This window comes from Methylobacterium aquaticum, assembly GCF_016804325.1.
Classification (GTDB): domain Bacteria; phylum Pseudomonadota; class Alphaproteobacteria; order Rhizobiales; family Beijerinckiaceae; genus Methylobacterium; species Methylobacterium aquaticum_C.
On sequence record NZ_CP043627.1, the window covers coordinates 5,824,919 to 5,845,778 of the forward strand.

Sequence of the window (20,860 nt, forward strand, 5' to 3'; positions counted from 1 at the left end):
AGGTGGCCCGCGACCTCGAGCGTCCGGGCCGCTCTTCGTCACGCGTCACCCTGGGGCCCCGCCGACGTGCCGACCCTCTTCCGTTTCCTGGCCGTGGTGGCGATCCTGGCCGGCCTCGCCTTCGCGGCGATGTTCGCGCTCGCCACCTTCGTCGAGCCGACCCCGCGCGAGATCTCCGTCACCATCCCGAACGCGAAGCTGCAGCCGAAATGAGCACCTTGGGCCCCCAGGGCCTGATGCACGCCTATCTCGACATGCTGGCCGCCGAGCGGGGCGCCGCCGCCAACACGCTCGCGGCCTACCGGCGCGACCTCGACGACTACCTCGCCTACCTGGCAGCCAAGCGGATCGATCCCGGCGCCGTCGAGCCCGCGGGCATCCGGGCCTACCTCGCCGAGTTGGAGGCGCGCGGCCTCAAGAGCACCTCGGCGGCGCGCCGGCTCTCCTGCGTGCGCGGCTTCCACCGCTTCCTCTACGCCGAAGGCCTCGTCGAGGGCGATCCGACCGCGCCGGTCTCCGGGCCGAAGCGCGGCCGCGGCCTGCCGAAGGTGCTCTCGGTGGCGGAGGTCGACCGGCTGCTCGGCGTCGCCAAGGAGGCGGTCGCGCAGGCGCCGAACCCGGCCGAGGCGGCCCGGGCCGGGCGGATGCACTGCCTGATCGAGCTTCTCTACGCCACGGGCCTGCGCGTCTCCGAGCTGGTCGCCCTGCCCCGCGCCGCGGGCTCCACCAAGGAGCGCTTCCTGGTGGTGAAGGGCAAGGGCGGGCGCGAGCGCCTGGTGCCGCTGACCGAGGTGGCGCGCAAGGCCATGGCGGCCCATCTCGACACCCTCAAAGCCCCCGGCCCCTGGCTGTTTCCCGCCGACAGCGAGACCGGCCACCTCACCCGCCAGGCCTTCGCCCGCGACCTGAAGGCGGTGGCCGCCGCCGCCGGCCTGCGCACCGACAAGATCAGCCCGCACGTGCTGCGCCACGCCTTCGCCAGCCACCTGCTGCAGAACGGCGCCGACCTGCGGGTGGTGCAGGAGCTGCTCGGCCACGCCGACATCTCGACGACGCAGATCTACACCCACGTGCTCGACGAGCGCCTGAAACAGATGGTGCGCGACCTCCACCCCCTGGCGAGCGCCTGAGGCGACGCGCCGGACGGCACCCGATCGATCGCCCGGGTATCCGGCCCGGCCGGAGCGGACGGCTGGAAATCCGAGGATTCCCGCGCGACGGTGCGTGCATCACCGCCGGGAGGTCGGCCGATTCGGTTTGATGACGCAGAGAGAAAAGATCATCTTCGGGCAGAAGCCGGACTGGGAGCCCAGTATCCGGGCTGCTGCCAGCGCGACCTGAGACGTCACGGTGGCGGTGAGGGATGGTGGGCCCGCACCGACTGGCGGACCTTCGATCTGATCGTTCCCCTGACGATCCGGGACGGGCGGATGCTGCGAAAATCCGGCATCCGCCTCGCCGGCAAGGCGCCGTGCCCCAGCGCGCGAGCGGTCGATTTCTGCCACGACAAGCGCAGCTTCAGCCGCACCCTGTCGCTGATGCGTTTTCGCCCCATGATCCCGCGACTCATCGACAGGGCCAACCGCCTGGAATTTCCCGGCATCCTGAAGAAGAACAACGACGAGCACGGCGTCAACTCGCTGATCCTGGACCCGAGGGTCGATGCCGCCGAGTGGACGCCGAGACTCAACAGCCAGGACTTTTTCTTGCAGGAATGCGTCTCCGGCCACACGGAGCGCGCCACGCACCTGCTGCTACGCGAGGGCCGGATCGTTCACGCCTGCACCGTCACGGTCGACATGGGTGACCGGCCCTTCGTCAAGGGAAAATGGTGCGAGCACCGCGCGATGAAAGCCGTCGACGACGAGACGTTCCTGGACGTCTTCGCCGACATTCTCCAGATCGCCGGATTCACCGGCGGCACCTGCTGCGTCGACTACAAGGTCGTCGACGGCATCCCGAGAATCCTCCAGGTCATACCAACGGCCCTAAAGTTTGACCTGTGCCCAGTCCCGCGCGGTGATGGAGGTGACGAGGTCTGGGTCGTTGGCGAAGAAGTTCCAGGCGTCGCAGCAGGCGTCGACGATCTGCTGGTAGGTGCGGTAGACCCGGTGGGCGAGCTTGTTCTGGCGCAGGTACTGCCAGACCAACTCGATCGGGTTCAGCTCTGGAGACGAGGCCGGCAAGTGTAGCAACGTGATGTTGTCCGGCACCACCAGGCCGCGCGGGCGAGGCTTCTTGGCGGTGCCGTGATAGCCAGCCCCGTCCAGCACCAGGATCGCGTGCGCGCCGGGCGCCACCTGCCGGCTGATCTCGGCCAGATGCAGCGACATCATCGCGGTGTTGACCGTCGGCAGCACCAGAGCCGCGCTGGTGCCCCGCGCCGGGCAGGCCGCTCCGAACAGGTATGTCCACTTGTAGCGCTGGTCGCGCGGCGCTCGCGGGCGTGTCCCCTTGCGCGCCCAGACCCGCGTCAGCGTGCCCTGCTGGCCGACGCGGGCCTCGTCCTGGAACCAGATCTCGAGCGGCTTGCCGTGGGCGGTCTCGGGGAGGAGTTCCGTCACCCGCGAGGCGAAGGTTTTTTAAAAGCCTTCTGTGCCGCCTCGTCGGCCTTGGGATGCTGCGGGCGCACCGAGAGCCGCACGAAGCCGAGCTTGGCCAAGTGCTTGCCGACCGTACGCTCGTGCATCTCGACCCCGAACAGCTCCCTGATGCGCGCCTGCAGGTCGACCCGGCGCCAGCGCACCACGCCATCCGTGTCCACGTCCGGCCCCGCCTCGACCAGGGCGGCGAGTTGCTGCATCTGCTCGGGCGTCAGCTTGGCGGCGCGGCCCGGCGCCTTACGGTCGCGCAGACCCGCCAGACCCTCGGCGTTGTAGCGATGCACCCAGTCGCGCAGGGTCTGGCGGTCCATCCCACAGGAGCGGGCCGCTCTGGTGCGGTCGGCGCCCTCCAGCACCAGAGCGAGCGCCAGCATCCGACGGGCCGCCGGAATGCTCGGTGCCTTGGAGGAGGCCGCGCGCAACTCCTCGGCGGTCAAATCCGTGCGGGTGATAGCGATCCCGGCCATGGCGATCTCTCCTGATCCGGCAACCGAATCAGAAGCCAAGCCGCGGCGCAACACGCCGAGTCACACTCACCGGCCGTTGGTATCAGTCCGCGGTTCGGATGGTCCCTGCTCTACGACCTGGGGAACCATCTGTGGGCCTACGCGATTGCCGCGCGGGCGTGACACGGTACAGCTTCGCCGGCGGCGACACCGCCGCGCCCGAAGGCTGAGACGTGTCGGCCAGGAGACGACCGGCCCTCGAAACGGCCGGGGGAGGAGTGTGCATGTCGTTCCTGTCCGTGGCCGCGCAGGTGCTGGCGCTGGCGCTGATCGTCGCGACCCTGCTGCCGTTCTGGCGCAGCCGGACCGGGCTGGTGCGCACCTTCGATTTCCCGCGGTTCCAGATCGCCGCCGCGATCCCGCCGGTTCTGATCCTGTTGGTCGCCTCCGGGCACGATCCGCTCTCCCTCGTCCTCGGGGCCGGGCTCCTGGGCGCGCTCGGACTGCAGCTCCGGCACATCCTGCCCTTCACCCGCCTGACGACGCCGGCCGCCCGCGCCGCCCCGGCGCAGGCGGACCCGGCTTCCTGCGTGGCGATCCTGATCGCCAACGTGCTGCAATCGAACCGGGCCTACGACCGCCTGCTCGCGGCGGTGGAGGCGAGCGACCCCGACCTGTTCCTGGCGCTGGAGACCGATGCGGGCTGGCGCGACGCGCTCTCGCCGTTGCGCGCCCGGTATCCCCACGGGGTGGACCAGGCGCAGGACAACACCTACGGGCTGATGCTCTATTCCCGCCTGCCCCTCGACGACGTCCGGGTGCGCTTCCTGATCGAGGACGACGTGCCCTCGGTGCGGGCCGGCGTCACCCTGCCGTCTGGCGACCGCTTCGTCTTCCACGGCGTGCATCCGCGCCCGCCGCATCCGGGCAACAGCAGCGCGACGCGGGACGGGGAACTCGTGCTGGTCGCCCGCGAGGTCGCGCGCGAGGGCGGGCCCACCGTGGTGGCGGGCGATCTCAACGACGTCGCCTGGTCCCGCACCACGGGCCTGTTCCAGGCGATCGGCGGCCTCCTCGATCCGCGGGTCGGGCGCGGCGCATACCCGACCTTCCACGCCCACTGGCCGATGCTGCGCTGGCCCCTCGACCACGTCTTCTTCAGCGAGCATTTCCTGCTCGCCCGGCTGGAGCGGCTGCCGAATGTCGGCTCCGACCACTTCCCGATCCTGATCACCCTGTGCCGCGATACCAGGGCCGAGACGATGCAGGAACCGCCCTCGGCCGATGCCGAGGACCGGCGGGAAGCGTCCGAGGCGGTGGCGGAGGCGCGGGAGGCCGCGCAGTCGTGAAAGTCAAACAGTATGACTATTCAGCCGGGCGCGGGCGTGCTGTAAGAGGCTGACCGGCGCCGTCGGGGCGCCTCTCTCACGTCGGTTCGTCACGCGACAATGCGCGCCCCCTTCGCCAGAGCCCCCGCCGCCCTGCCCGCCGCCTCGCCCCCGGGCGCCGGCCTGGTGGTGATCCCGGCCGGGCGCGCCCGCTCCAACCACGCCGAGGTGGCGCGCAGCCTCGGCACGGCGATCATCGCCGGGCGCTACCCGGCCGGCGCCAAGCTGCCGGGGGACGGCGAGTTGCTCGCCACCTTCCGGGTGTCGCGGCCGGTCCTGCGCGAGAGCGTCAAGACGCTGGTGGCCAAGGGGCTTCTCACCACCAAGGCGCGGGTCGGCACGGTGGTGCGCGAGCGCGCGGCCTGGAACATGTTCGACGCCGACGTGCTCGCCTGGCACCTCGAGGCCGGCATCGACCGGCGCTTCCTGCGCGACCTCGCGGAGATCCGGCTCGCGGTCGAGCCGGCGGCGGCGGCGCTCGCCGCCGAGCGCCGGACGCCCGACGACCTCGCCGCGCTGGAAGCCGGCCTCGCACGGATGCGGGCCGAGCCGTCCGATTCCATCGGCTTTGCCGAAGGCGACCTCGCGCTTCACGTCGCGGTGGCGGTGGCCTCCGGCAACCCGTTCATGCGCTCGATCGGCGGGGTGATCGAGGTGGCGTTGCGGGCCTCGTTCCAGCTCAGCGCCCCGGTCGAGGCGGCGGACCGCGAGACGGTGCTGTCCGCCCACGCCGCCATCGTCGCGGCCATCGCGGCCCGCGATCCGGAAGCCGCGGCGGCGGCCCTGCGCGAGGTCATCCATAACGGCCTGCGCCGCCACGGTGCGGCGGCCTGAAGACCAGTCGAGGAGGCAAACGCCATGTCCACCAACGCCAAGTCCACCAACGCCAAGTCCAACGAGGAAAATTCGACGGCTCCCCGCCCCTATCGCGGCGTCTTTCCCGTCGCCCCGACGATCTTCCACGAGGACGGCACCCTCGACCTCGACGGCCAGCGCCGCGCCATCGACTTCATGATCGAGGCCGGCTCGAACGGACTGTGCATCCTCGCCAACTTCTCCGAGCAGTTCGTCCTCACCGACGCCGAGCGCGACGCGGTGATGACGGCCGTGCTCGAGCACGTCGCCGGCCGCGTGCCGGTGATCGTCACCACCACCCACTTCGCCACCCATATCTGTGCCGAGCGCTCGCGCCGCGCGCAGGACCTCGGCGCCGCCATGGTGATGATCATGCCGCCCTATCACGGGGCGACGATCCGGGTGACCGAGGCCGGCATCGAGCGTTTCTTCCAAAGCGTCTCCGACGCGATCTCGATCCCGATCATGATCCAGGATGCGCCGGTCTCCGGCACCAATCTCTCGGCCACCTTCCTGGCGCGGCTCGCCCGCGAGGTGGAGAACGTGTCCTACTTCAAGATCGAGACCGCGCAGGCGGCGGCCAAGCTCCGCACGCTGCTGGAACTCGGCGGCGACGCGATCGAGGGCCCGTGGGACGGCGAGGAGGCGATCACGCTGCTCGCCGACCTCGATGCCGGCGCCACCGGCGCCATGACCGGCGGCGGCTATCCCGACGGCATCCGCCAGATCCTCGACCCGTACTTCGCCGGGCGCCGCGACGAGGCGGTGCAGGCCTATGGCCGCTGGCTGCCGCTGATCAACTACGAGAACCGCCAGACCGGGTTGGCGGCGGCCAAGATCCTGATGAAGGAGGGCGGTATCATCCGCTCGGATGCCGTGCGCGCGCCGCTCGAACTGCCGCATCCGGCGACCCGGGCCGGGCTGATCGAAATCGCTCGGAGCCTGGATGCGGCGGTGTTGCGCTGGGGGCGGTGAACGGGCTTCTTCCGCGGGATCCGCACCTGCGGATCCCGCGGGAGGGCGGGACGCCGTAAGCTAGAACCGCGCTCTCACCTCCTCCACCACCCGCTCCGGCGTGAACCCGAAATGCCGGGCGAGGTCGGCCTCGGCCCCGGAGGCGCCGAAGCCGCTCATGCCGACGAAGCCGCCCTCCTCGCCGAGATAGCGGTCCCAGCCGAGGCGGACCGCCGCCTCGATCCCGACCCGGACCGTGCCGGGCCCCAGGATTTCTCGGCGATAGGCGGCGTCCTGGCGCTCGAACAGCTCCCAGGACGGCATCGAGACCACCGCGGTCGGGATGCCGTCCTCCTCCAAGCGCCGGCGCGCCTCGACGGCGAGGGCCACCTCCGAGCCGGTGGCGAGCAGCGTGACGCGGCGGGGACCGGTCGCCTCCTCCAGCACGTAGGCGCCGCGGGCCGACAGATTCTCGCCTGCACCGTCGCGGCGCAGGGCCGGCAGGGCCTGGCGGGCGAAGATCAGCGAGGACGGGCCCTTGCGGTTCCGGAGCGCGATCTCCCAGCATTCCGCCGCCTCGACCGCGTCGGCCGGGCGCAGGACCAGCATGTTGGGGATGGCGCGCAGCGACGCCAAGTATTCGACCGGCTGGTGGGTCGGCCCGTTACGGCCGATGCCGATCGAATCGTGGCTGAACACGAACGGCACGGGTAGCCCCATCATCGCGGCGAGGCGCAGGACCGGGCGCAGATAATCCGAAAAGACCAGGTAGGTGACGCCGACCGGTACCACGCCGCCATGGGCGGCCATGCCGTTCATCATCGCCCCCATGGCGTGCTCGCGGATGCCGTAATGGACGTAGCGCCCGCCCTGGTCCGCGGCGGTGAAGGCCTTGAGCGTGCGCTTGTGCTGCGTCGCGCCCTCGAGATCCGGCGCGCCGGAGAGGAGCTCCGGGATGGCGTCGGCGAGGCGGTCGACCAGCTCGCCCGACAGCGCGATCCCGGATTGTGCCTTGCCCGACCGTGCGGCCTCGTCGCGGAAGGCGCGCAGGGGCGCATCCCAGCCCTCCGGCAGCTTGCCCTCGCGCAGGCGGTCGAGCAGGTGGCGGCGCTCCGGCGGCAGGGCGGCGACGCGGCGGGTCCAGGACTCGAATGCGGGGGCGTTGCGCGCGCCGGCCTCACGCCAGGCCGCCCGGATCCCGTCGGGGATCTCGAAGGCCGGGTGGGGCCAGTTGAGCTGCTGGCGGGCGGCGGCGCTCAAGCTCGCCGGGATGCGGGCGGAGTGGGCCGCCCGCGTGCCTTCGACGCCGGGCAGGCCGCGGCCGATCACCGTGGTGCAGCGGATCATCGAGGGACGCGGATCGGCCTTGGCCAGCAGCAAGGCAGCCGAGACCGCCTCGATGTCGTGGCCGTCGACCTCCTGGACGTGCCAGTGGCTCAAGCGGAACCGCGCCGCCATGTCGTCGCTCAGCGCGAGGTCGATCGCGCCGTCGTCGGTCATCCGGTTGTCGTCCCAGAGGAAGGTGAGCTTGCCGAGGCCCAGATGCCCGGCGAGCGAGATCACCTCCTGGCCGACGCCCTCCTGCAGGCAGCCGTCGCCGACGAGCGCATAGGTGCGGTGGTCGATGAGGTCGGGCCCGAGCCAGCGGTTGAGATAGGCCTCGGCCAGCGCCATGCCGGCGGCGTTGGCGATGCCCTGGCCGAGGGGCCCGGTGGTCGTCTCGATGCCGTGGGCGGGGGCGTATTCCGGGTGGCCCTCGCAGGGCGAGCCGAGTTCGCGGAAGCGCTTGATGTCGTCGAGCCCGATCCCCTCGTACCCGCTGAGATGGAGGAGCGCGTAGAGCAGCATCGAGCCGTGGCCGTTCGACAGGACGAAGCGGTCGCGGTCGAACCACAGGGGCTCGCGGGCCAGGAACTTGAGATGGCGGGTGAAGAGCGCCGTCACCGTGTCGGCGGCTCCGAGCGGCGTGCCCGGATGCCCCTCGCCCACCCGCTCGATGGCGTCGATGGACAGGAAGCGGATCGCATCCGCGAGCGCGCGCGGCTCGGTGCCGGTCATCGGGGGTCCCTCCCGGGGATGTTGGGTGCTCTTGAGGCACGATCACCCAACCGCCCCCCGGGACGGAACTCAAACGAGTTTTTCCCCGCCCGAGATGAGCGGGATTCACGTCATGCTCAGGCGGCGATCAGCCCGCCCATCCGGGCGACCCGGCCGAGATGATGGTCGGCATCGCCGAACAGCTGGTCGATCATCGTGACCCGCTTGAAGTAGTGGCCGACGCTGTACTCCATGGTGACGCCGACGCCGCCATGGAGCTGCACCGCACCCTGGCCGACGATGCGTCCGGAGCGGCCGATCTGCACCTTGGCGCCGGCGATGGCCCGCGTGCGCTCGTCCGCATCGTCCTCGCCCGCCATCATGGTGGCGAGGAAGGCCATCGAGCGGGCCTGTTCGAGCGCGATGAACATCTCGGCGGCGCGGTGCTGGAGCACCTGGAACGAGCCGATCGTGACCCCGAACTGCTTGCGGGTCTTGAGGTACTCGACCGTCTGCTTGTGCATCCGGTCCATGCCGCCGACCGCCTCGGCGCAGAGCGCCGCGATGGCCTCGTCGGTCACCCGCTCGATCACCGGGAGCGCGCCCGCGGGATCGCCGATCACCGCATCGGCCCCGACGCGGACCGAGGACAGCGACACCTCGGCCGCCCGCATCCCGTCCTGGGTCGGGTAGCCGCGGCGCGACACGCCCTCGGCATTGGCCTCGACCAGGAACAGCCCGATGCCGTCGCGGTCGCGGCGCGCGCCGGCGGTGCGGGCCGAAACGATCAGCCGGTCGGCGCTGTCGCCGTGCAGGACGAGCGACTTCTCCCCCTCCAGCACCCATCCGTCGCCGTCGCGGCGCGCGGTGACGCCGACATCGTGGAGGTCGTAGCGGGCCTGGCGCTCACTTTGCGCGAAGGCGTAGCGGGTCTCGCCGGCGATGAGGCCGGGCAGCCATTCGGCGCGCTGCTCGGGGCTCGCGGCGTGGCGCAGCACGCCGCCGGCGAGCACCACGGTCGCCAGGTAGGGCTCCAGCGCCAGGGCGCCGCCGAACGCCTCCATGACGATCATGGTCTCGACCGGCCCACCGCCGATGCCGCCATCGTCCTCGGAGAACGGCACGGCCAGCAGGCCCTGCTCGGCGTAGGCCGCCCACATCGCCTTGGCGAAGCCCTCGGGCTCCTTCCCGTAGCGCTTGCGGGATTCGAAATCGTAGCGGTCGGCGAGCAGCCGCTCGACGCTGTCCTTGAGGAGGCGCTGCTCCTCGCTCAGATCGAAATCCATCGGGTCGTTTCCGTTCTCGCCGGTTTCGAAGCGCGGCTTCGTTCGATTGATCCCAATCACGACCTCATCCTGAGGTGCGACCGGAGGGAGCCTCGAAGGAGGGCTCCAGATGTCTCGGTGGTCCCTGGAGCCCTCCTTCGAGGTCAATCCATCTTCGATGGATTGACACCTCAGGATGAGGTCGAGGGTGGGTGGGGTTGGGTTGTGCTGGTCCCCGCCCCTTCCCTCGCCTGTCCTCAGAGCCCCAGGATCGCCTTCGCGATGATGTTCTTCTGGATCTCGTTCGAGCCGCCGTAGATCGAGATCTTGCGCCAGTTGAAATAGGTCGGCGCGGCCGGCCCCGCCCAGTCGGGCCCGACCGGCGGCTCGTTGCTCAAGTGATCGTCACCCTCGTCTTCCGAGACGTAAGGCAGGGCGTAGGGCCCGACGACCTCCAGCAGCAACTCGGTCGTCGCCTGCTGGATCTCCGAGCCCTTGATCTTGAGGATCGAGGAGGCCGGGTCCGGCTTGCCCTTCTCGCGGGTGCGCTCGGCGGCCACCACCCGCAGCTGCGTCATCTCGAGCGCCTTCAGCTCGATCTCGAGCGCCGCCAGCTTCTCGCGGAAGCGCGGGTTCTCCAGGATCGGGGTGTCGCCGACCCGCTCGATCGCCGCCAGCTCCTTCAGGCGCCGGATGCGCTGCTTGGAGACGCCGACGCGCGCGATGTTGGTGCGCTCGTTGCCGAGCAGGAACTTGGCGTAGTCCCAGCCCTTGTTCTCCTGGCCGACCAGATTCTCGACCGGCACCTTGACGTCGTCGAAGAAGACCTCGTTGACCTCGTGCCCGCCATCGATGGTCTGGATCGGCCTGACCGTGATGCCCGGCGTCTTCATGTCGATCAGGAGGAAGCTGATGCCCTCCTGCTTCTTCACGGTGGCATCGGTGCGCACCAGGCAGAAGATCCAGTCGGCATACTGGCCGAGCGTGGTCCAGGTCTTCTGGCCGTTGACGATGTAGTGGTCGCCCTCGCGCACCGCCTTGGTCTTGAGCGAGGCGAGGTCGGAGCCCGAGCCCGGCTCCGAGAAGCCCTGGCACCACCAGTCGTCGATGTTGGCGATGCGGGGCAGGAAGTGCTTCTTCTGGGCGTCGTTGCCGAACTGGGCGATCACCGGCCCGACCATGTAGACGCCGAATTGCAGCGGCGACGGGGCCGGGAAGCTCTGGAGCTCGTCGAGGAAGATGTACTGGCGCACCGGGTCCCAGCCGGTGCCGCCCCACTCGACGGGCCAGTTCGGCACCGCCCAGCCCTTCTTGTTGAGGATCTTCTGCCAGGTGACGATGTCGTCCTTCGACGGGTGACGCCCGTCGATCATCTTCTGGCGGATCTCCTGGGGCAGGTTTTCTTGGAAGAAGGTGCGGACTTCCTGGCGGAAGGCGCGCTCCTCGGGGGTGAAGCGAAGGTCCATGGGTGCCTCCTCGGGAGGTGATTGTTTTCTGAAAATGGCTCGACGCGTGAACCCTCCCCCCTCTGCGGGGGAGGGTGGCCTGCGGAGCAGGCCGGGAGAGGGGAACCACGCTTCCGGAAGAGGCGGGAACCGTTCTGAAGGGCGCCACCTGAATCGGCGTCGCGCTGCCCCTCTCCCGGCCCCTGCTGACGCAGGGTCCACCCTCCCCCGCAGAGGGGGGAGGGTTCGGGCGCGCTACAGGTCCTTGAAGCCCTTGCCTTCCGCCGCCAGCCGCTCCAGCAAGGCCGACGGCTTGAACGCGTCGCCGTACTCGGCCTGGTAGGCGCGCAGGCGCTCCAGCACCTTCGGCAGCCCGATCGTGTCGGCCCAGAACATCGGGCCGCCGCGATAGACCGGCCAGCCGTAGCCGTTGATCCACACGATATCGATGTCCGAGGCCCGGATCGCCTTGCCCTCTTCGAGGATCTTCGCGCCCTCGTTGACCATCGGGTAGAGGGTGCGCTCCAGGATCTCCTGGTCGGTGGCGTCCCGCCGCGTCACGCCCTGGCGCTCGGCGACCTTGGCGATGATCTCCTCGGTGACCGTGGAGGGCGTTGCCTTGCGCTTGGCGTCGTAGTCGTAGAAGCCGGCGCTCGTCTTCTGGCCGCGGCGGTCCTGCTCGCAGAGGAGGTCGCGCACGCTCTGCGACTTGTTGGTCTCCCGGCTCCAGCCGATGTCGAGGCCGGCGAGATCGCTCATCGTGAACGGGCCCATCGGCAGGCCGAACTCGTAGACCACCCGGTCGACGTCCCAGGGGGTGACGCCCTCGAGGATCAGGCGGTTGGCCTCGCGCTGGCGCTCGGCCAGCATGCGGTTGCCGACGAAGCCGTGGCAGACGCCGACCAGCACCGAGATCTTGCCGATCTTGCGGCCGATCTGCATCGCGGTGGCGACCACGTCCTTGGCGGTCTTCTCGCCGCGCACGACCTCCAGCAGGCGCATCACGTTGGCCGGCGAGAAGAAGTGCATGCCGATCACGTCGGCCGGGCGGTTGGTCATCGCCGCGATGGCGTCGATGTCGAGATAGGAGGTGTTCGAGGCCAGGATCGCGCCGGGCTTGGCGATCGTGTCGAGCTTGGAGAAGATCTCCTTCTTGATCCCCATATCCTCGAACACGGCCTCGATGATGAGGTCGCAATCGGCCAGCGCCTCGATCTCGAGGGTGTCGGTGAGGAGGCCCATCCGGGTCTCGACATCCTCCGGCTTGAGCTTGCCCTTCTTGGCGGTGTTCTCGTAGTTGGTGCGGATGGTCTTGAGGCCGCGATCCAGCGCCTCGCGCTTGGTCTCGACGATCGTCACCGGGATGCCGGCGTTGAGGAAGTTCATCGAGATGCCGCCGCCCATCGTGCCGGCGCCGATCACGCCGACGCGGGCGATCGGGCGGGCGGGCGTGTCGTCCGGCACGTCCGGGATCTTGGCGGTCTGGCGCTCGGCGAAGAACACGTAGCGCTGCGCCGCCGACTGGGTGCCGGAGACGAGCTTCTGGAACTCCGCCCGCTCGAAGGCCAGCCCCTCGTCGAAGGGCAGCCGGCAGGCGGCCTCGATGCAGGCGATGCAGGCTTCCGGCGCCTCGAACCCGCGGGTCTTGCGGGCATTCTCCTGGCGGAACTCCGAGAACAGGCCCGGATTCTCGCGCCCTTCCGCGATCTTGTCGTCGCGGTCGCGGATCTTCAGGAGCGGCCGGCCTTCCGCCACCACCCGCTCGGCGAAGGCGATCGCGTGAGCGCGAAGCGACTCCTCCGGCGCCAATTCGTCGATCAGCCCCATCGCGGCGGCCGCCTTGGCGCCGATCGGCGAGCCGCCGACGATCACCTCGAGCGCCTTGCGGGGTCCGACGACCCGCGGCAGGCGCTGGGTGCCGCCCGCCCCCGGCAGGATGCCGAGCTTGACCTCGGGCAGGCCGACCTTGGCGCTCGGCACCGCCACCCGGTAGTGACAGGCGAGCGCGGTCTCGAGCCCGCCGCCGAGCGCGTTGCCGTGGATCGCCGCGACGACCGGCTTGGTCGAGGCCTCGATGCGGTTGAGGAGGTCGGGCAGGCTGATGCCGCTCTGCGGCTTGCCGAACTCGGTGATGTCGGCCCCGGCCGAGAACATCCGGCCGCCGCCGATCAGCACGATCGCCTTGACGGCGGCATCGGCCTCCGCGGCCTCGACCGCCGCCAGGATGCCCTGGCGGAGCGCCGTCCCGAGGGCGTTGACCGGGCCGGATTGCAGCGTCAGCACCGCGACCGCGCCTTCGCGGGCGGTCGAGACGACGTTGTCGTTTGCGTTCACGTCTTGCGCCATATCCGCACAAATCCCTCTGCCGGCTTCCTCCGGGCGCCTCTTGCCGGGCGCCGTCACGAGCCGGAATGTGGCAGGATCAATAGATCTCGAACAGGCCCGCAGCACCCATGCCGCCGCCGACGCACATCGTCACGACGCCATACTTGGCGCCGCGGCGGCGGCCTTCCAGCAGGATGTGGCCGGTCATCCGCGCGCCCGACATGCCGTAGGGGTGGCCGATCGAGATCGCGCCGCCATTGACGTTCAGGCGCTCGTCCGGGATGCCGAGCTTGTCGCGGCAATACAGCACCTGGCTGGCGAAGGCCTCGTTCAGCTCCCAGAGGTCGATGTCCTCGACCTTCAAACCATGCTGCTTGAGGAGCTTGGGCACCGCGAAGACCGGGCCGATGCCCATCTCGTCCGGGTTGCAGCCCGCCACCGCCATGCCGCGATAGGCGCCAAGCGGCTTCAATCCGCGGCGCTCGGCCTCGCGCGCCTCCATCAGCACCACGGCGGCCGCGCCGTCCGAGAGCTGGCTGGCATTGCCGGCGGTGATGAACTGGCCTTCCTTGATCCGCTGGCCGTCCTTGAACACCGGCTTGAGGCCCTGAAGGTCCTCGAGCCTGGTCTGGGGCCGGTTGCCCTCGTCCTGCGCGAGCGTGATCTCCTTGTGCGAGACCGCGCCGGTCGCCTTGTCGATCACTGCCATGCGGGCGGCCATCGGCACGATCTCGTCGGCGAACTTGTTCTCGGCTTGCGCCCGAGCGGTGCGCTGCTGCGATTGCAGGGCATAGGCATCCTGCGCCTCGCGGCTGATGCCGTAGCGGGCCGCCACGTTCTCGGCGGTCTCGATCATCGTCATGTAGATCGCCGGCACGTGCTCGACGAGCCACGGATCCTGGGCCCGGAACCGGTTGACCTTGTCGTTCTGGACCAGCGAGATCGATTCGAGCCCGCCGCCGACCGCGACATCGAGCCCGTCGGTGATGATCTCCTTGGCGGCGGTGGCGATCGCCATCAGGCCCGACGCGCATTGCCGGTCGAGGCTCATGCCGGCCACCGTCTCGGGCAGCCCGGCCCGGAGCGCCGCCTGGCGGGCGATGTTGCCGCCGGTCGAGCCCTGCTGGAGGGCCGCCCCCATCACCACGTCGCCGATCTCGGCCGGGTCGATGCCGGCGCGTTGCACCGCATGCGCGATGGCGTGGCCGCCGAGCGCCTGTCCTTGCGTGTCGTTGAAGGCGCCCCGGTAGGCCTTGCCGATGGGAGTGCGCGCGGTGGCGACGATGACGGCTTCCCGCATCTCTTCAGGTCTCCTCCGATGCCGCCCACCGCTGCGGGGGACGGGTTTTGCCGCATTATCGGGGATTGGGTATGGAGCCGCAAGGGCCTCCAAACCGGGATTTGAACGAGGGGTACGCCCCACCGCTCGCCCTCCTCACGGCCGCGTTTTCGAAAAGGCGGCTTGCTTAATCGCGAGACGGGGCTAAGGTCCCGACAAAAGCAGGGCCGGTTTTACGCGAAGACCGATCCGAAAAAGGTCCTACCGGGAGGACGCCCATGCAGACGCCGCTCTTCGATCTCGCCGGCCGCGTCGCCATCGTCACCGGCTCGTCCCGCGGCATCGGCCGCGCCATCGCCGAGCGCCTGGCCGAGCACGGGGCCAAGGTGGTGATCTCCTCGCGCAAGGCGGAAGCCTGCGCGCCGGTGGCCGAGGCGATCAATGCCCGCCACGGCGAGGAGCGGGCGGTGGTGATCCCCGCCAGCATCTCGTCGAAGAGCGACCTGGAGCGCCTGGCCAAGGGCACCGAGGACCGGTTCGGCCGCATCGACACGGTCGTCTGCAACGCCGCCTCGAACCCCTATTACGGGCCGATGAGCGGCATCTCCGACGACCAGTTCCGCAAGATCCTCGACAACAACGTGATCGCCAGTCACTGGCTGATCGGGTTCTGCGCCCCCGGCATGATCGCGCGCAAGGACGGGTCGATCATCCTGGTCTCGTCGGTGGGCGGCCTCAAGGGCTCGGGCGTGATCGGCGCCTACAACGTCTCGAAGGCGGCCGATTTCCAGCTCGCCCGCAACCTCGCGGTCGAGCTCGGGGCCCACAACGTGCGGGTCAACTGCATCGCGCCCGGCCTGATCCAGACCGACTTCGCCCGCGCCCTGTGGGAGGACCCCAAGTCGCGGGCCGCCTATACCGCCCGCACGCCGCTCGCCCGCATCGGCCAGCCCGACGAGATCGCGGGTGCGGCGGTGTTCCTGGCGAGCCCGGCCGGCGCCTTCATGACCGGCCAGAGCATTGTGATCGACGGCGGCCAGACGATCACCTGACCGGACGCACAGCCCGACCCATTACGTCGCCATCCATCATGCCTTTCCATCCCACCCGCGACCTCATCCTGAGGTGTTAGTCGATCGGAGATCGACTTGACCTCGAAGGAGGGATCCAGAACTCTCCGCGATCTCTGGAGCCCTCCTTCGAGGCTGCGACGCAGCACCTCAGGATGAGGTCGCGGGTGGGAGCAAGAGGCTGGAAATCAAGCCAAACAGGCTCCCAGCGAGCCGCCAGTCACGAGCCCGCCGATGACCGAGCAGACGATTGCCCCGTCCTGGCCCGCCCTCTCGCTCGCCGAGGTGAATGCGCGCCTGACCGCGCCGGGCTCGCCCTTCGCGGTGACGGAGATCGCGATCCGCGGCGTGCCGACCCGGATCTGGGCCAACGCGCCGCTCACCCTGCGCGACATCTTCGTCACCGGGCGGGCGCATGGTGAAAAGACCTTCCTCGTCTACGAGGACGAGCGGGCGAGCTTCGAGGCGTTCGGCCGCGCCACCCTGGCGCTCGCCGAGAACCTGATCCGCGGCGGCGTGCGCCCCGGCGACCGGGTGGCGATCGCGATGCGCAACCTGCCGGAATGGCCGGTGGCGTTCTTCGCGGCGCTGCTGGCCGGCGCCATCGCGACGCCGCTCAACGCCTGGTGGACCGGCCCGGAACTCGACCACGGCTTCACCGATTCCGGCGCCTGCGTCGCGATCGTCGACGAGGAGCGCTGGGCCCGGATCAGTGAGCGCCGCGACGGCTATCCGGCCTTGAAGCGCGTCCTGATCGCCCGCGCGCCGGCGGCTCCCGGCACCGAGAGCCTGAGCGACCTCATCGGGCCACTCTCGGCATGGGGCAGCCTGCCGGAGGGCCGGATGCCGGACGTGGCGATCGGTCCGGAGGACGTCGCCACCCTGTTCTACACCTCGGGCACCACCGGCCGTTCCAAGGGAGCGATCGGCACCCACCGGGCCGGGGCCAGCAACGTGATGGCCCATCCGTTCTCGGCCGCCCGGGCCTTCCTGCGCCGGGGCGAGCCGGTGCCGGTGCCCGACCCGTCGGCGCCCCAGAAGGTCGGCCTGCTCTCGATCCCACTGTTCCACGTCACCGGCTGCTTTGCCACCCTGGTGCCGAACCTCTTCCGCGGCGGGCGCCTGGTGATGATGCGGCGCTGGGACCTCGCCCGCGCGATGGCCCTGATCGAGCGCGAGCGCTGCACCAGCGCCGGCGGCGTGCCGACGATCGCGTTCCAGCTCCTCGACGGGATGGCGGCCGGCACCCACGACCTCTCCTCGCTGGAGACGATCAGCTACGGCGGCGCCCCGGCCCCGGCCGACCTGGTCCGGCGGCTCAAGGCGGCCTTTCCCAAGGCCCAGCCGGCGACCGGCTGGGGCATGACCGAGACCACCGCGACCTTCACCCACCACCAGGCCGAGGATTACCTCCACCGCCCCGAGAGCTGCGGCCCGGCGCTGCCGATCTGCGACGCCGAGGTGCGCGACCCGGAGGAGACCCCGCTGCCCCCCGGCGAGGTCGGGGAATTGTGGGTCAAGGGCCCGATCGTCGTCGCCGGCTACTGGAACCGGCCCGACGCCGACGCGACGGTGTTTCGCGATGGCTGGCTGCGCACCGGCGATCTCGCGCGGATCGACGCGGAGGGCTTCATCACCATCGTCGACCGGGCCAAGGACATGCTGATCCGCGGCGGCGAGAACATCTACTGCGCCGAGGTCGAGGGCATCCTCTACGACCACCCGGCGGTCGTGGATGCGGCCGTCGTCGGCATCGTGCATCCGACGCTGGGCGAGGAGCCCGGCGCCGTCGTGGCGATCGCCCGCGGGGCGGAAGCCAGCGAGGAGGAGCTGCGCGCCTTCGTGGCCGCGCGCCTTGCCGCCTTCAAGGTGCCGGTGCGCATCCTGCTCCACGACGAGATCCTGCCACGCAACCCGAACGGCAAGATCTTGAAGGGGGAGTTGAAGAAGTTGTTTTTGTGATATTTCGGGATATGTCGCATTTTACTATGATTGTCTAAATAGATATCCTATCCTCCGCGTCATTCCGGGGCCGCGTAGCGGAGCCCGGAATCCAGACACTCAGGTGGAGCAGGAAAAAGCGGCTCGCTCACAGGTCTTTCTGGGACCATCCGCGGTTCTGGATTCCGGGCTCCGCTGCGCGGCCCCGGAATGACGCGGAGGGTATGACTGCTGTCGGGTCTTGCTAAAAATGACGCATGTCAGAAACCTGACAGCGTCGGATAGAGATCATCCCAAAGTGGATTAAATTCCTCGATCAGCCGGATTTTCCAATCGCGCCGCCATTTCTTGAGCATCTTCTCGCGTGCGATCGCATCCTGCACTCGTTCGTACTCTTCGTACCAGACCAGGCGCGTGATGCCGTGCCGAGCGGTGAAGCTGTCCTGATGCTTGGTCCGGTGCTCGAAGGCGCGGCGCGCGAGGTTGTTCGTGACGCCGACATAAAGAGTGCCGTGCCGCGCGCTTGACATCATGTAGACATGATAAGTCATTCCATGCTCGAAATTTCGGCTGCTATAGAATCATCGCACCAATTTCATACCCTCCGCGTCATTCCGGGGCCGCGAAAGCGGAGCCCGGAATCCAGAACCGCGGATGGTGCAGGAAAGAGCGGTGAGCGTGCCGCTTTGTCCTGTTCCACCTGAGCGTCTGGATTCCGGGCTCCGCTGCGCGGCCCCGGAATGACGAGGAGGGAACGAGATCGGGGGAGGCTCTTCGAACCAGCCCGACAGAGCCGCCATTTCCGGATCGGGCAACCTGCCCCCTCACCCCCTCACCCCACGTAAAACCCCGCCCCCTCGAACGTCACCCCGGCGAAATCCCCCCGGCGCCAGCGCAGGCGGACCGTGAGGGTGCGCAGGTCGTGGGCGGCGATGACGAGGGGAAAGGTCTCCGGCAGGGCGATGCGGGCGGGGACGCGCAGCCGCGCGCCCGCGGTCGAGACGTCCACGACCTCGCAGGCGACGGAAAGGTCGGGGCCGAGCACGACCCGGCCCGGCTGGATCAGGCGGCGGCGGCGGCCGATGCGGGGCGTCGGGGCGGATTCGCGGCCCGCGGCGCCGTCGGTCTTCCGCAGATCGGTCATGACATCCCCGCAACCGGGCCCTCGTGCCCCGAGCGGCACGCTTACGGCTTTCCCGCCCCGGCGCAAACCCGGGACCGGCCGGGGCGGCCGCGTTAACCAGGCGTCAAGCATGTTCCTTCATGTCTCGTTAGCCATCAACCGTCGGACCCATCCCGGCCCATGCCCGCAGCCCCGGCCCCGCGCAAGCGTTCCTCCAAGGGTCCCTCCAAGGGCCCTTCCCTCCCGCCCGAGAGCCCGGTCGCGGGCCTGATCGCCCGTCGCCGCGCCCGCGAGGCGGCGGCGGAACGGGGCGTGTTCGGTGCCGCCATCCTGCTGGCGCTCACCGCCTCGGGCTTTGCCGGCTACACCCTGTCCCAGCCGGCCCGGCCCTACGACGTGCGCGAGGTGCTGCCGGCCATGTTGACCGGGCCCTTCGCCTGGCGCCGGACGGTCGCGGAGGTGCGCCCGACCGAGCCCGACCTCGATCCCCTGATCACCGGCTCGCTGGCGGACAAGCCGGCCGCGCCCGCCGGGACCGCGGCTTTGGCCGTGCCGCCCGCGCCGTCCGGGCCGCCGCCTTCCGGCTTCGCCCTGCGGCGCGCCTCGGCCGGCCAGGCCGTGGTCGAGGGACGCGACGGGATGCACGAGATCGCCATCGGCTCCACCCTGCCGGGGGCCGGCCGGGTGCTGTCGATCCGCAGCACCAGCGCCGGCTGGATCGTCATTACCACCGAGACCATCATCGGGCCGACCCCGCTGTGAGTGCGCTGCGGCAAGCGTGGAGGCTCCGGCAAGCCTGGAGCAAGCGTGGCCGCCTAGAGCGAGACCTTCATCGGGAGACCGCGCCGCAGCGGCGGGCGGTTCCGACCCACCGCGCCGACGGGCCGGAGAGGCAGCCGTGACGAACACCCTGACGAGCTACATGCTCCTGTCGCGGAACCTCGCGACCTCGCTTCAGCGCAAGGGCCAGGATCCCATCGTCGCGCGCGAGACCGCCTATTACCAGGCCAATATCGGCAAGGTGAAGTCGGTCGACGACTTCATGGCCGACAAGCGGCTCTACAACTATGCCATGAAGGCCTTCGGCCTCGAGGACATGGGCTACGCCAAGGCGTTCATGCGCAAGGTCCTGACCGAGGGCACGAGCAGCGCCACCGCCTTCGCCAACCGCCTCGCGGACGACCGCTACGTCGCCTTCGCCAAGGCCTACGACTTCTCGCCCGGCGCCAGCGCCAAGGGCACCGACCCGGTCGTGGTGTCGCCGACGCAGCTCAGCCCGGCGGGCAGCGCCAAGCTCTCCCTGCCCTACGCGCTCGCCACGTCCTACGACTTCACCGGCACCAACGAGGCGAGCTTCACACTCGCCTCCAAGGTCGACGCGACGGCGACGAAGAGCGCCACCATCGTCCTCAACAAGGCGGCCTTCGCCGGCAAGGTCGCGGACCTCGCCAAGGTCACCCCGACCGAGATCGGCGCGGCGATCAACGCCCAGATCGGCGCCTCCGGTCCCGACGGGCTGATGGGCAAGGTCCAGGTCGGCATCTCGGCGAGCGGCAGCCTGTTCTTCGAGACCACCGGCTACACCAACCTCGGCTTCGACGGCGCGCCGGGCGGCACCGGCGTCAATGCCGACACGGTTTATCTCGCCGGCGGCACCAACCGCACCCTGACGGTGGACAACGCGCCCCTGTCGGCGCCCGGCCAGACCGCGGTCGACATCGGCAACGGCATGGACCTCTCGCCCGGCGCCAACGTCAAGGGCGTGGTCGACGCCTACCTCCAGCAGAGCCTCGAGGGGGATGCCGGCGCCGAGGATACGGGGGTACGCCTCGCCCTCTACTTCGCCCGCAAGGCGCCGTTCCTCAACAGCGGCTACGACGTCCTGAGCGATCCGGCCCTGACGCAGGTCGTCAACACGGTGATCGGCCTGCCGGCGACGAGCAGCGCCACCACCAGCGAGGCCCTTGCGAAGCGCGCGACCCTGATCGCCTCCAAGGTCGATTTCACGAGCTTCCTGGACCCGGCCAAGGTCGAGGCCTTCGCCCGCCGCTTCGCGGCGATCTGGGACGCGCAGAACAACACCGCCACGGACCCGATCCTGGCTTTGTTCAGCAACGGCCGGTCGTGAG

The 20,860-nt window shown here is 69.8% G+C and carries 17 protein-coding genes and 1 pseudogene; 10 read left to right on the forward strand and 8 right to left on the reverse strand.

Going from position 1 to position 20,860, the window contains the following annotated elements:
- The first annotated feature begins 66 nt into the window (after positions 1–66).
- On the forward strand, positions 67–213 hold the full coding sequence (locus F1D61_RS26755) for a hypothetical protein (RefSeq protein ID WP_048433578.1): 147 nt from the start codon (positions 67–69) through the stop codon (positions 211–213).
- Positions 210–1,130 carry a site-specific tyrosine recombinase XerD gene (locus F1D61_RS26760; RefSeq protein WP_203155141.1) on the forward strand — a complete coding sequence of 307 codons (921 nt, stop codon included), beginning with the start codon at positions 210–212 and terminating at the stop codon, positions 1,128–1,130. The genes F1D61_RS26755 and F1D61_RS26760 overlap by 4 nt, the downstream gene beginning before the upstream one ends.
- Positions 1,131–1,988: 858 nt before the next feature.
- On the opposite strand, the gene F1D61_RS26765 is transcribed toward F1D61_RS26760, so the two are convergent.
- Positions 1,989–3,070 (reverse strand): IS630 family transposase gene (locus tag F1D61_RS26765; RefSeq protein WP_203152705.1). Its coding sequence is split into 2 segments (ribosomal slippage): positions 1,989–2,578 and positions 2,578–3,070, totalling 1,083 coding nucleotides; the frame shifts between segments, so codons are not numbered across the junction.
- Between the two features lie 263 nt (positions 3,071–3,333).
- Between F1D61_RS26765 and F1D61_RS26770 the strand changes: the two genes are divergently transcribed.
- The 3 genes from F1D61_RS26770 to F1D61_RS26780 all read left to right on the forward strand — a co-directional run bounded on the left by F1D61_RS26770 (position 3,334) and on the right by F1D61_RS26780 (position 6,267).
- On the forward strand, positions 3,334–4,398 hold the full coding sequence (locus F1D61_RS26770; RefSeq protein ID WP_203155142.1) for an endonuclease/exonuclease/phosphatase family protein: 1,065 nt from the start codon (positions 3,334–3,336) through the stop codon (positions 4,396–4,398).
- Between the two features lie 99 nt (positions 4,399–4,497).
- Positions 4,498–5,271: a FadR/GntR family transcriptional regulator gene (locus tag F1D61_RS26775; RefSeq protein WP_203155143.1), complete on the forward strand. Its 774-nt coding sequence runs from the start codon at positions 4,498–4,500 to the stop codon at positions 5,269–5,271.
- Positions 5,272–5,295: 24 nt separating this feature from the next.
- Positions 5,296–6,267, forward strand: a complete 972-nt coding sequence (locus tag F1D61_RS26780) for a dihydrodipicolinate synthase family protein (protein ID WP_203155144.1) — start codon at positions 5,296–5,298, stop codon at positions 6,265–6,267.
- Positions 6,268–6,327: 60 nt separating this feature from the next.
- Here the strand turns inward: F1D61_RS26780 and F1D61_RS26785 are convergent, their stop codons facing one another.
- From F1D61_RS26785 to F1D61_RS26805, 5 genes are all read right to left on the reverse strand, one after another.
- On the reverse strand, positions 6,328–8,304 hold the full coding sequence (locus F1D61_RS26785) for a transketolase family protein (RefSeq protein ID WP_203155145.1): 1,977 nt from the start codon (positions 8,302–8,304) through the stop codon (positions 6,328–6,330).
- 116 nt (positions 8,305–8,420) lie between these two features.
- Positions 8,421–9,569 carry an acyl-CoA dehydrogenase family protein gene (locus tag F1D61_RS26790; protein WP_203155146.1) on the reverse strand — a complete coding sequence of 383 codons (1,149 nt, stop codon included), beginning with the start codon at positions 9,567–9,569 and terminating at the stop codon, positions 8,421–8,423.
- A 236-nt stretch (positions 9,570–9,805) separates the two neighbouring features.
- Entirely contained in the window at positions 9,806–11,014 is a 1,209-nt protein-coding gene (gene pimC, locus F1D61_RS26795; RefSeq protein ID WP_203155147.1) for a pimeloyl-CoA dehydrogenase large subunit, read from the reverse strand.
- 234 nt (positions 11,015–11,248) lie between these two features.
- Entirely contained in the window at positions 11,249–13,327 is a 2,079-nt protein-coding gene (locus F1D61_RS26800; RefSeq protein WP_246775551.1) for a 3-hydroxyacyl-CoA dehydrogenase NAD-binding domain-containing protein, read from the reverse strand.
- A gap of 88 nt (positions 13,328–13,415) precedes the next feature.
- Complete coding sequence (locus F1D61_RS26805; protein ID WP_203155149.1) at positions 13,416–14,618, reverse strand: acetyl-CoA C-acyltransferase; 1,203 nt, start codon at positions 14,616–14,618, stop codon at positions 13,416–13,418.
- A 257-nt stretch (positions 14,619–14,875) separates the two neighbouring features.
- Here F1D61_RS26805 and F1D61_RS26810 point away from each other — a divergent pair, with 257 nt between their 5' ends.
- Positions 14,876–15,649: an SDR family oxidoreductase gene (locus F1D61_RS26810; protein WP_203155150.1), complete on the forward strand. Its 774-nt coding sequence runs from the start codon at positions 14,876–14,878 to the stop codon at positions 15,647–15,649.
- A 252-nt stretch (positions 15,650–15,901) separates the two neighbouring features.
- Positions 15,902–17,629, forward strand: a complete 1,728-nt coding sequence (locus F1D61_RS26815; protein WP_203155151.1) for a class I adenylate-forming enzyme family protein — start codon at positions 15,902–15,904, stop codon at positions 17,627–17,629.
- Positions 17,630–17,868: 239 nt separating this feature from the next.
- Here the strand turns inward: F1D61_RS26815 and F1D61_RS26820 are convergent, their stop codons facing one another.
- The gene (locus F1D61_RS26820) at positions 17,869–18,159 is read right to left on the reverse strand and encodes a GIY-YIG nuclease family protein (protein WP_203155152.1); all 291 of its coding nucleotides are present in this window, start codon (positions 18,157–18,159) and stop codon (positions 17,869–17,871) included.
- A gap of 281 nt (positions 18,160–18,440) precedes the next feature.
- Entirely contained in the window at positions 18,441–18,752 is a 312-nt protein-coding gene (locus F1D61_RS26825; RefSeq protein ID WP_203155153.1) for a PilZ domain-containing protein, read from the reverse strand.
- A 159-nt stretch (positions 18,753–18,911) separates the two neighbouring features.
- On the opposite strand from F1D61_RS26825, the gene F1D61_RS26830 reads away from it, so the two are divergent.
- From F1D61_RS26830 to F1D61_RS26835, 3 genes and pseudogenes are all read left to right on the forward strand, one after another.
- Positions 18,912–19,493 carry a hypothetical protein gene (locus F1D61_RS26830; RefSeq protein ID WP_246775552.1) on the forward strand — a complete coding sequence of 194 codons (582 nt, stop codon included), beginning with the start codon at positions 18,912–18,914 and terminating at the stop codon, positions 19,491–19,493.
- Positions 19,494–19,629: 136 nt separating this feature from the next.
- Positions 19,630–19,977: pseudogene (locus F1D61_RS35130) on the forward strand (DUF1217 domain-containing protein); the annotation flags it as partial.
- A gap of 9 nt (positions 19,978–19,986) precedes the next feature.
- The gene (locus F1D61_RS26835) at positions 19,987–20,859 is read left to right on the forward strand and encodes a DUF1217 domain-containing protein (protein ID WP_348649471.1); all 873 of its coding nucleotides are present in this window, start codon (positions 19,987–19,989) and stop codon (positions 20,857–20,859) included.
- Position 20,860 lies beyond the last annotated feature (1 nt).

Excerpts from the sequence above, each read along its gene's own strand:
- F1D61_RS26760 (WP_203155141.1), top strand. The coding sequence starts at position 210 with ATGAGCACCTTGGGCCCCCAGGGCCTGATGCACGCCTATCTCGACATG.
- F1D61_RS26770 (WP_203155142.1), top strand. The coding sequence starts at position 3,334 with ATGTCGTTCCTGTCCGTGGCCGCGCAGGTGCTGGCGCTGGCGCTGATC.
- F1D61_RS26775 (WP_203155143.1), top strand. The coding sequence starts at position 4,498 with ATGCGCGCCCCCTTCGCCAGAGCCCCCGCCGCCCTGCCCGCCGCCTCG.
- F1D61_RS26780 (WP_203155144.1), top strand. The coding sequence starts at position 5,296 with ATGTCCACCAACGCCAAGTCCACCAACGCCAAGTCCAACGAGGAAAAT.
- F1D61_RS26785 (WP_203155145.1), bottom strand. The coding sequence starts at position 8,304 with ATGACCGGCACCGAGCCGCGCGCGCTCGCGGATGCGATCCGCTTCCTG.
- F1D61_RS26790 (WP_203155146.1), bottom strand. The coding sequence starts at position 9,569 with ATGGATTTCGATCTGAGCGAGGAGCAGCGCCTCCTCAAGGACAGCGTC.
- pimC (WP_203155147.1), bottom strand. The coding sequence starts at position 11,014 with ATGGACCTTCGCTTCACCCCCGAGGAGCGCGCCTTCCGCCAGGAAGTC.
- F1D61_RS26805 (WP_203155149.1), bottom strand. The coding sequence starts at position 14,618 with ATGCGGGAAGCCGTCATCGTCGCCACCGCGCGCACTCCCATCGGCAAG.
- F1D61_RS26810 (WP_203155150.1), top strand. The coding sequence starts at position 14,876 with ATGCAGACGCCGCTCTTCGATCTCGCCGGCCGCGTCGCCATCGTCACC.
- F1D61_RS26815 (WP_203155151.1), top strand. The coding sequence starts at position 15,902 with ATGACCGAGCAGACGATTGCCCCGTCCTGGCCCGCCCTCTCGCTCGCC.
- F1D61_RS26820 (WP_203155152.1), bottom strand. The coding sequence starts at position 18,159 with ATGACTTATCATGTCTACATGATGTCAAGCGCGCGGCACGGCACTCTT.
- F1D61_RS26825 (WP_203155153.1), bottom strand. The coding sequence starts at position 18,752 with ATGACCGATCTGCGGAAGACCGACGGCGCCGCGGGCCGCGAATCCGCC.
- F1D61_RS26830 (WP_246775552.1), top strand. The coding sequence starts at position 18,912 with ATGCCCGCAGCCCCGGCCCCGCGCAAGCGTTCCTCCAAGGGTCCCTCC.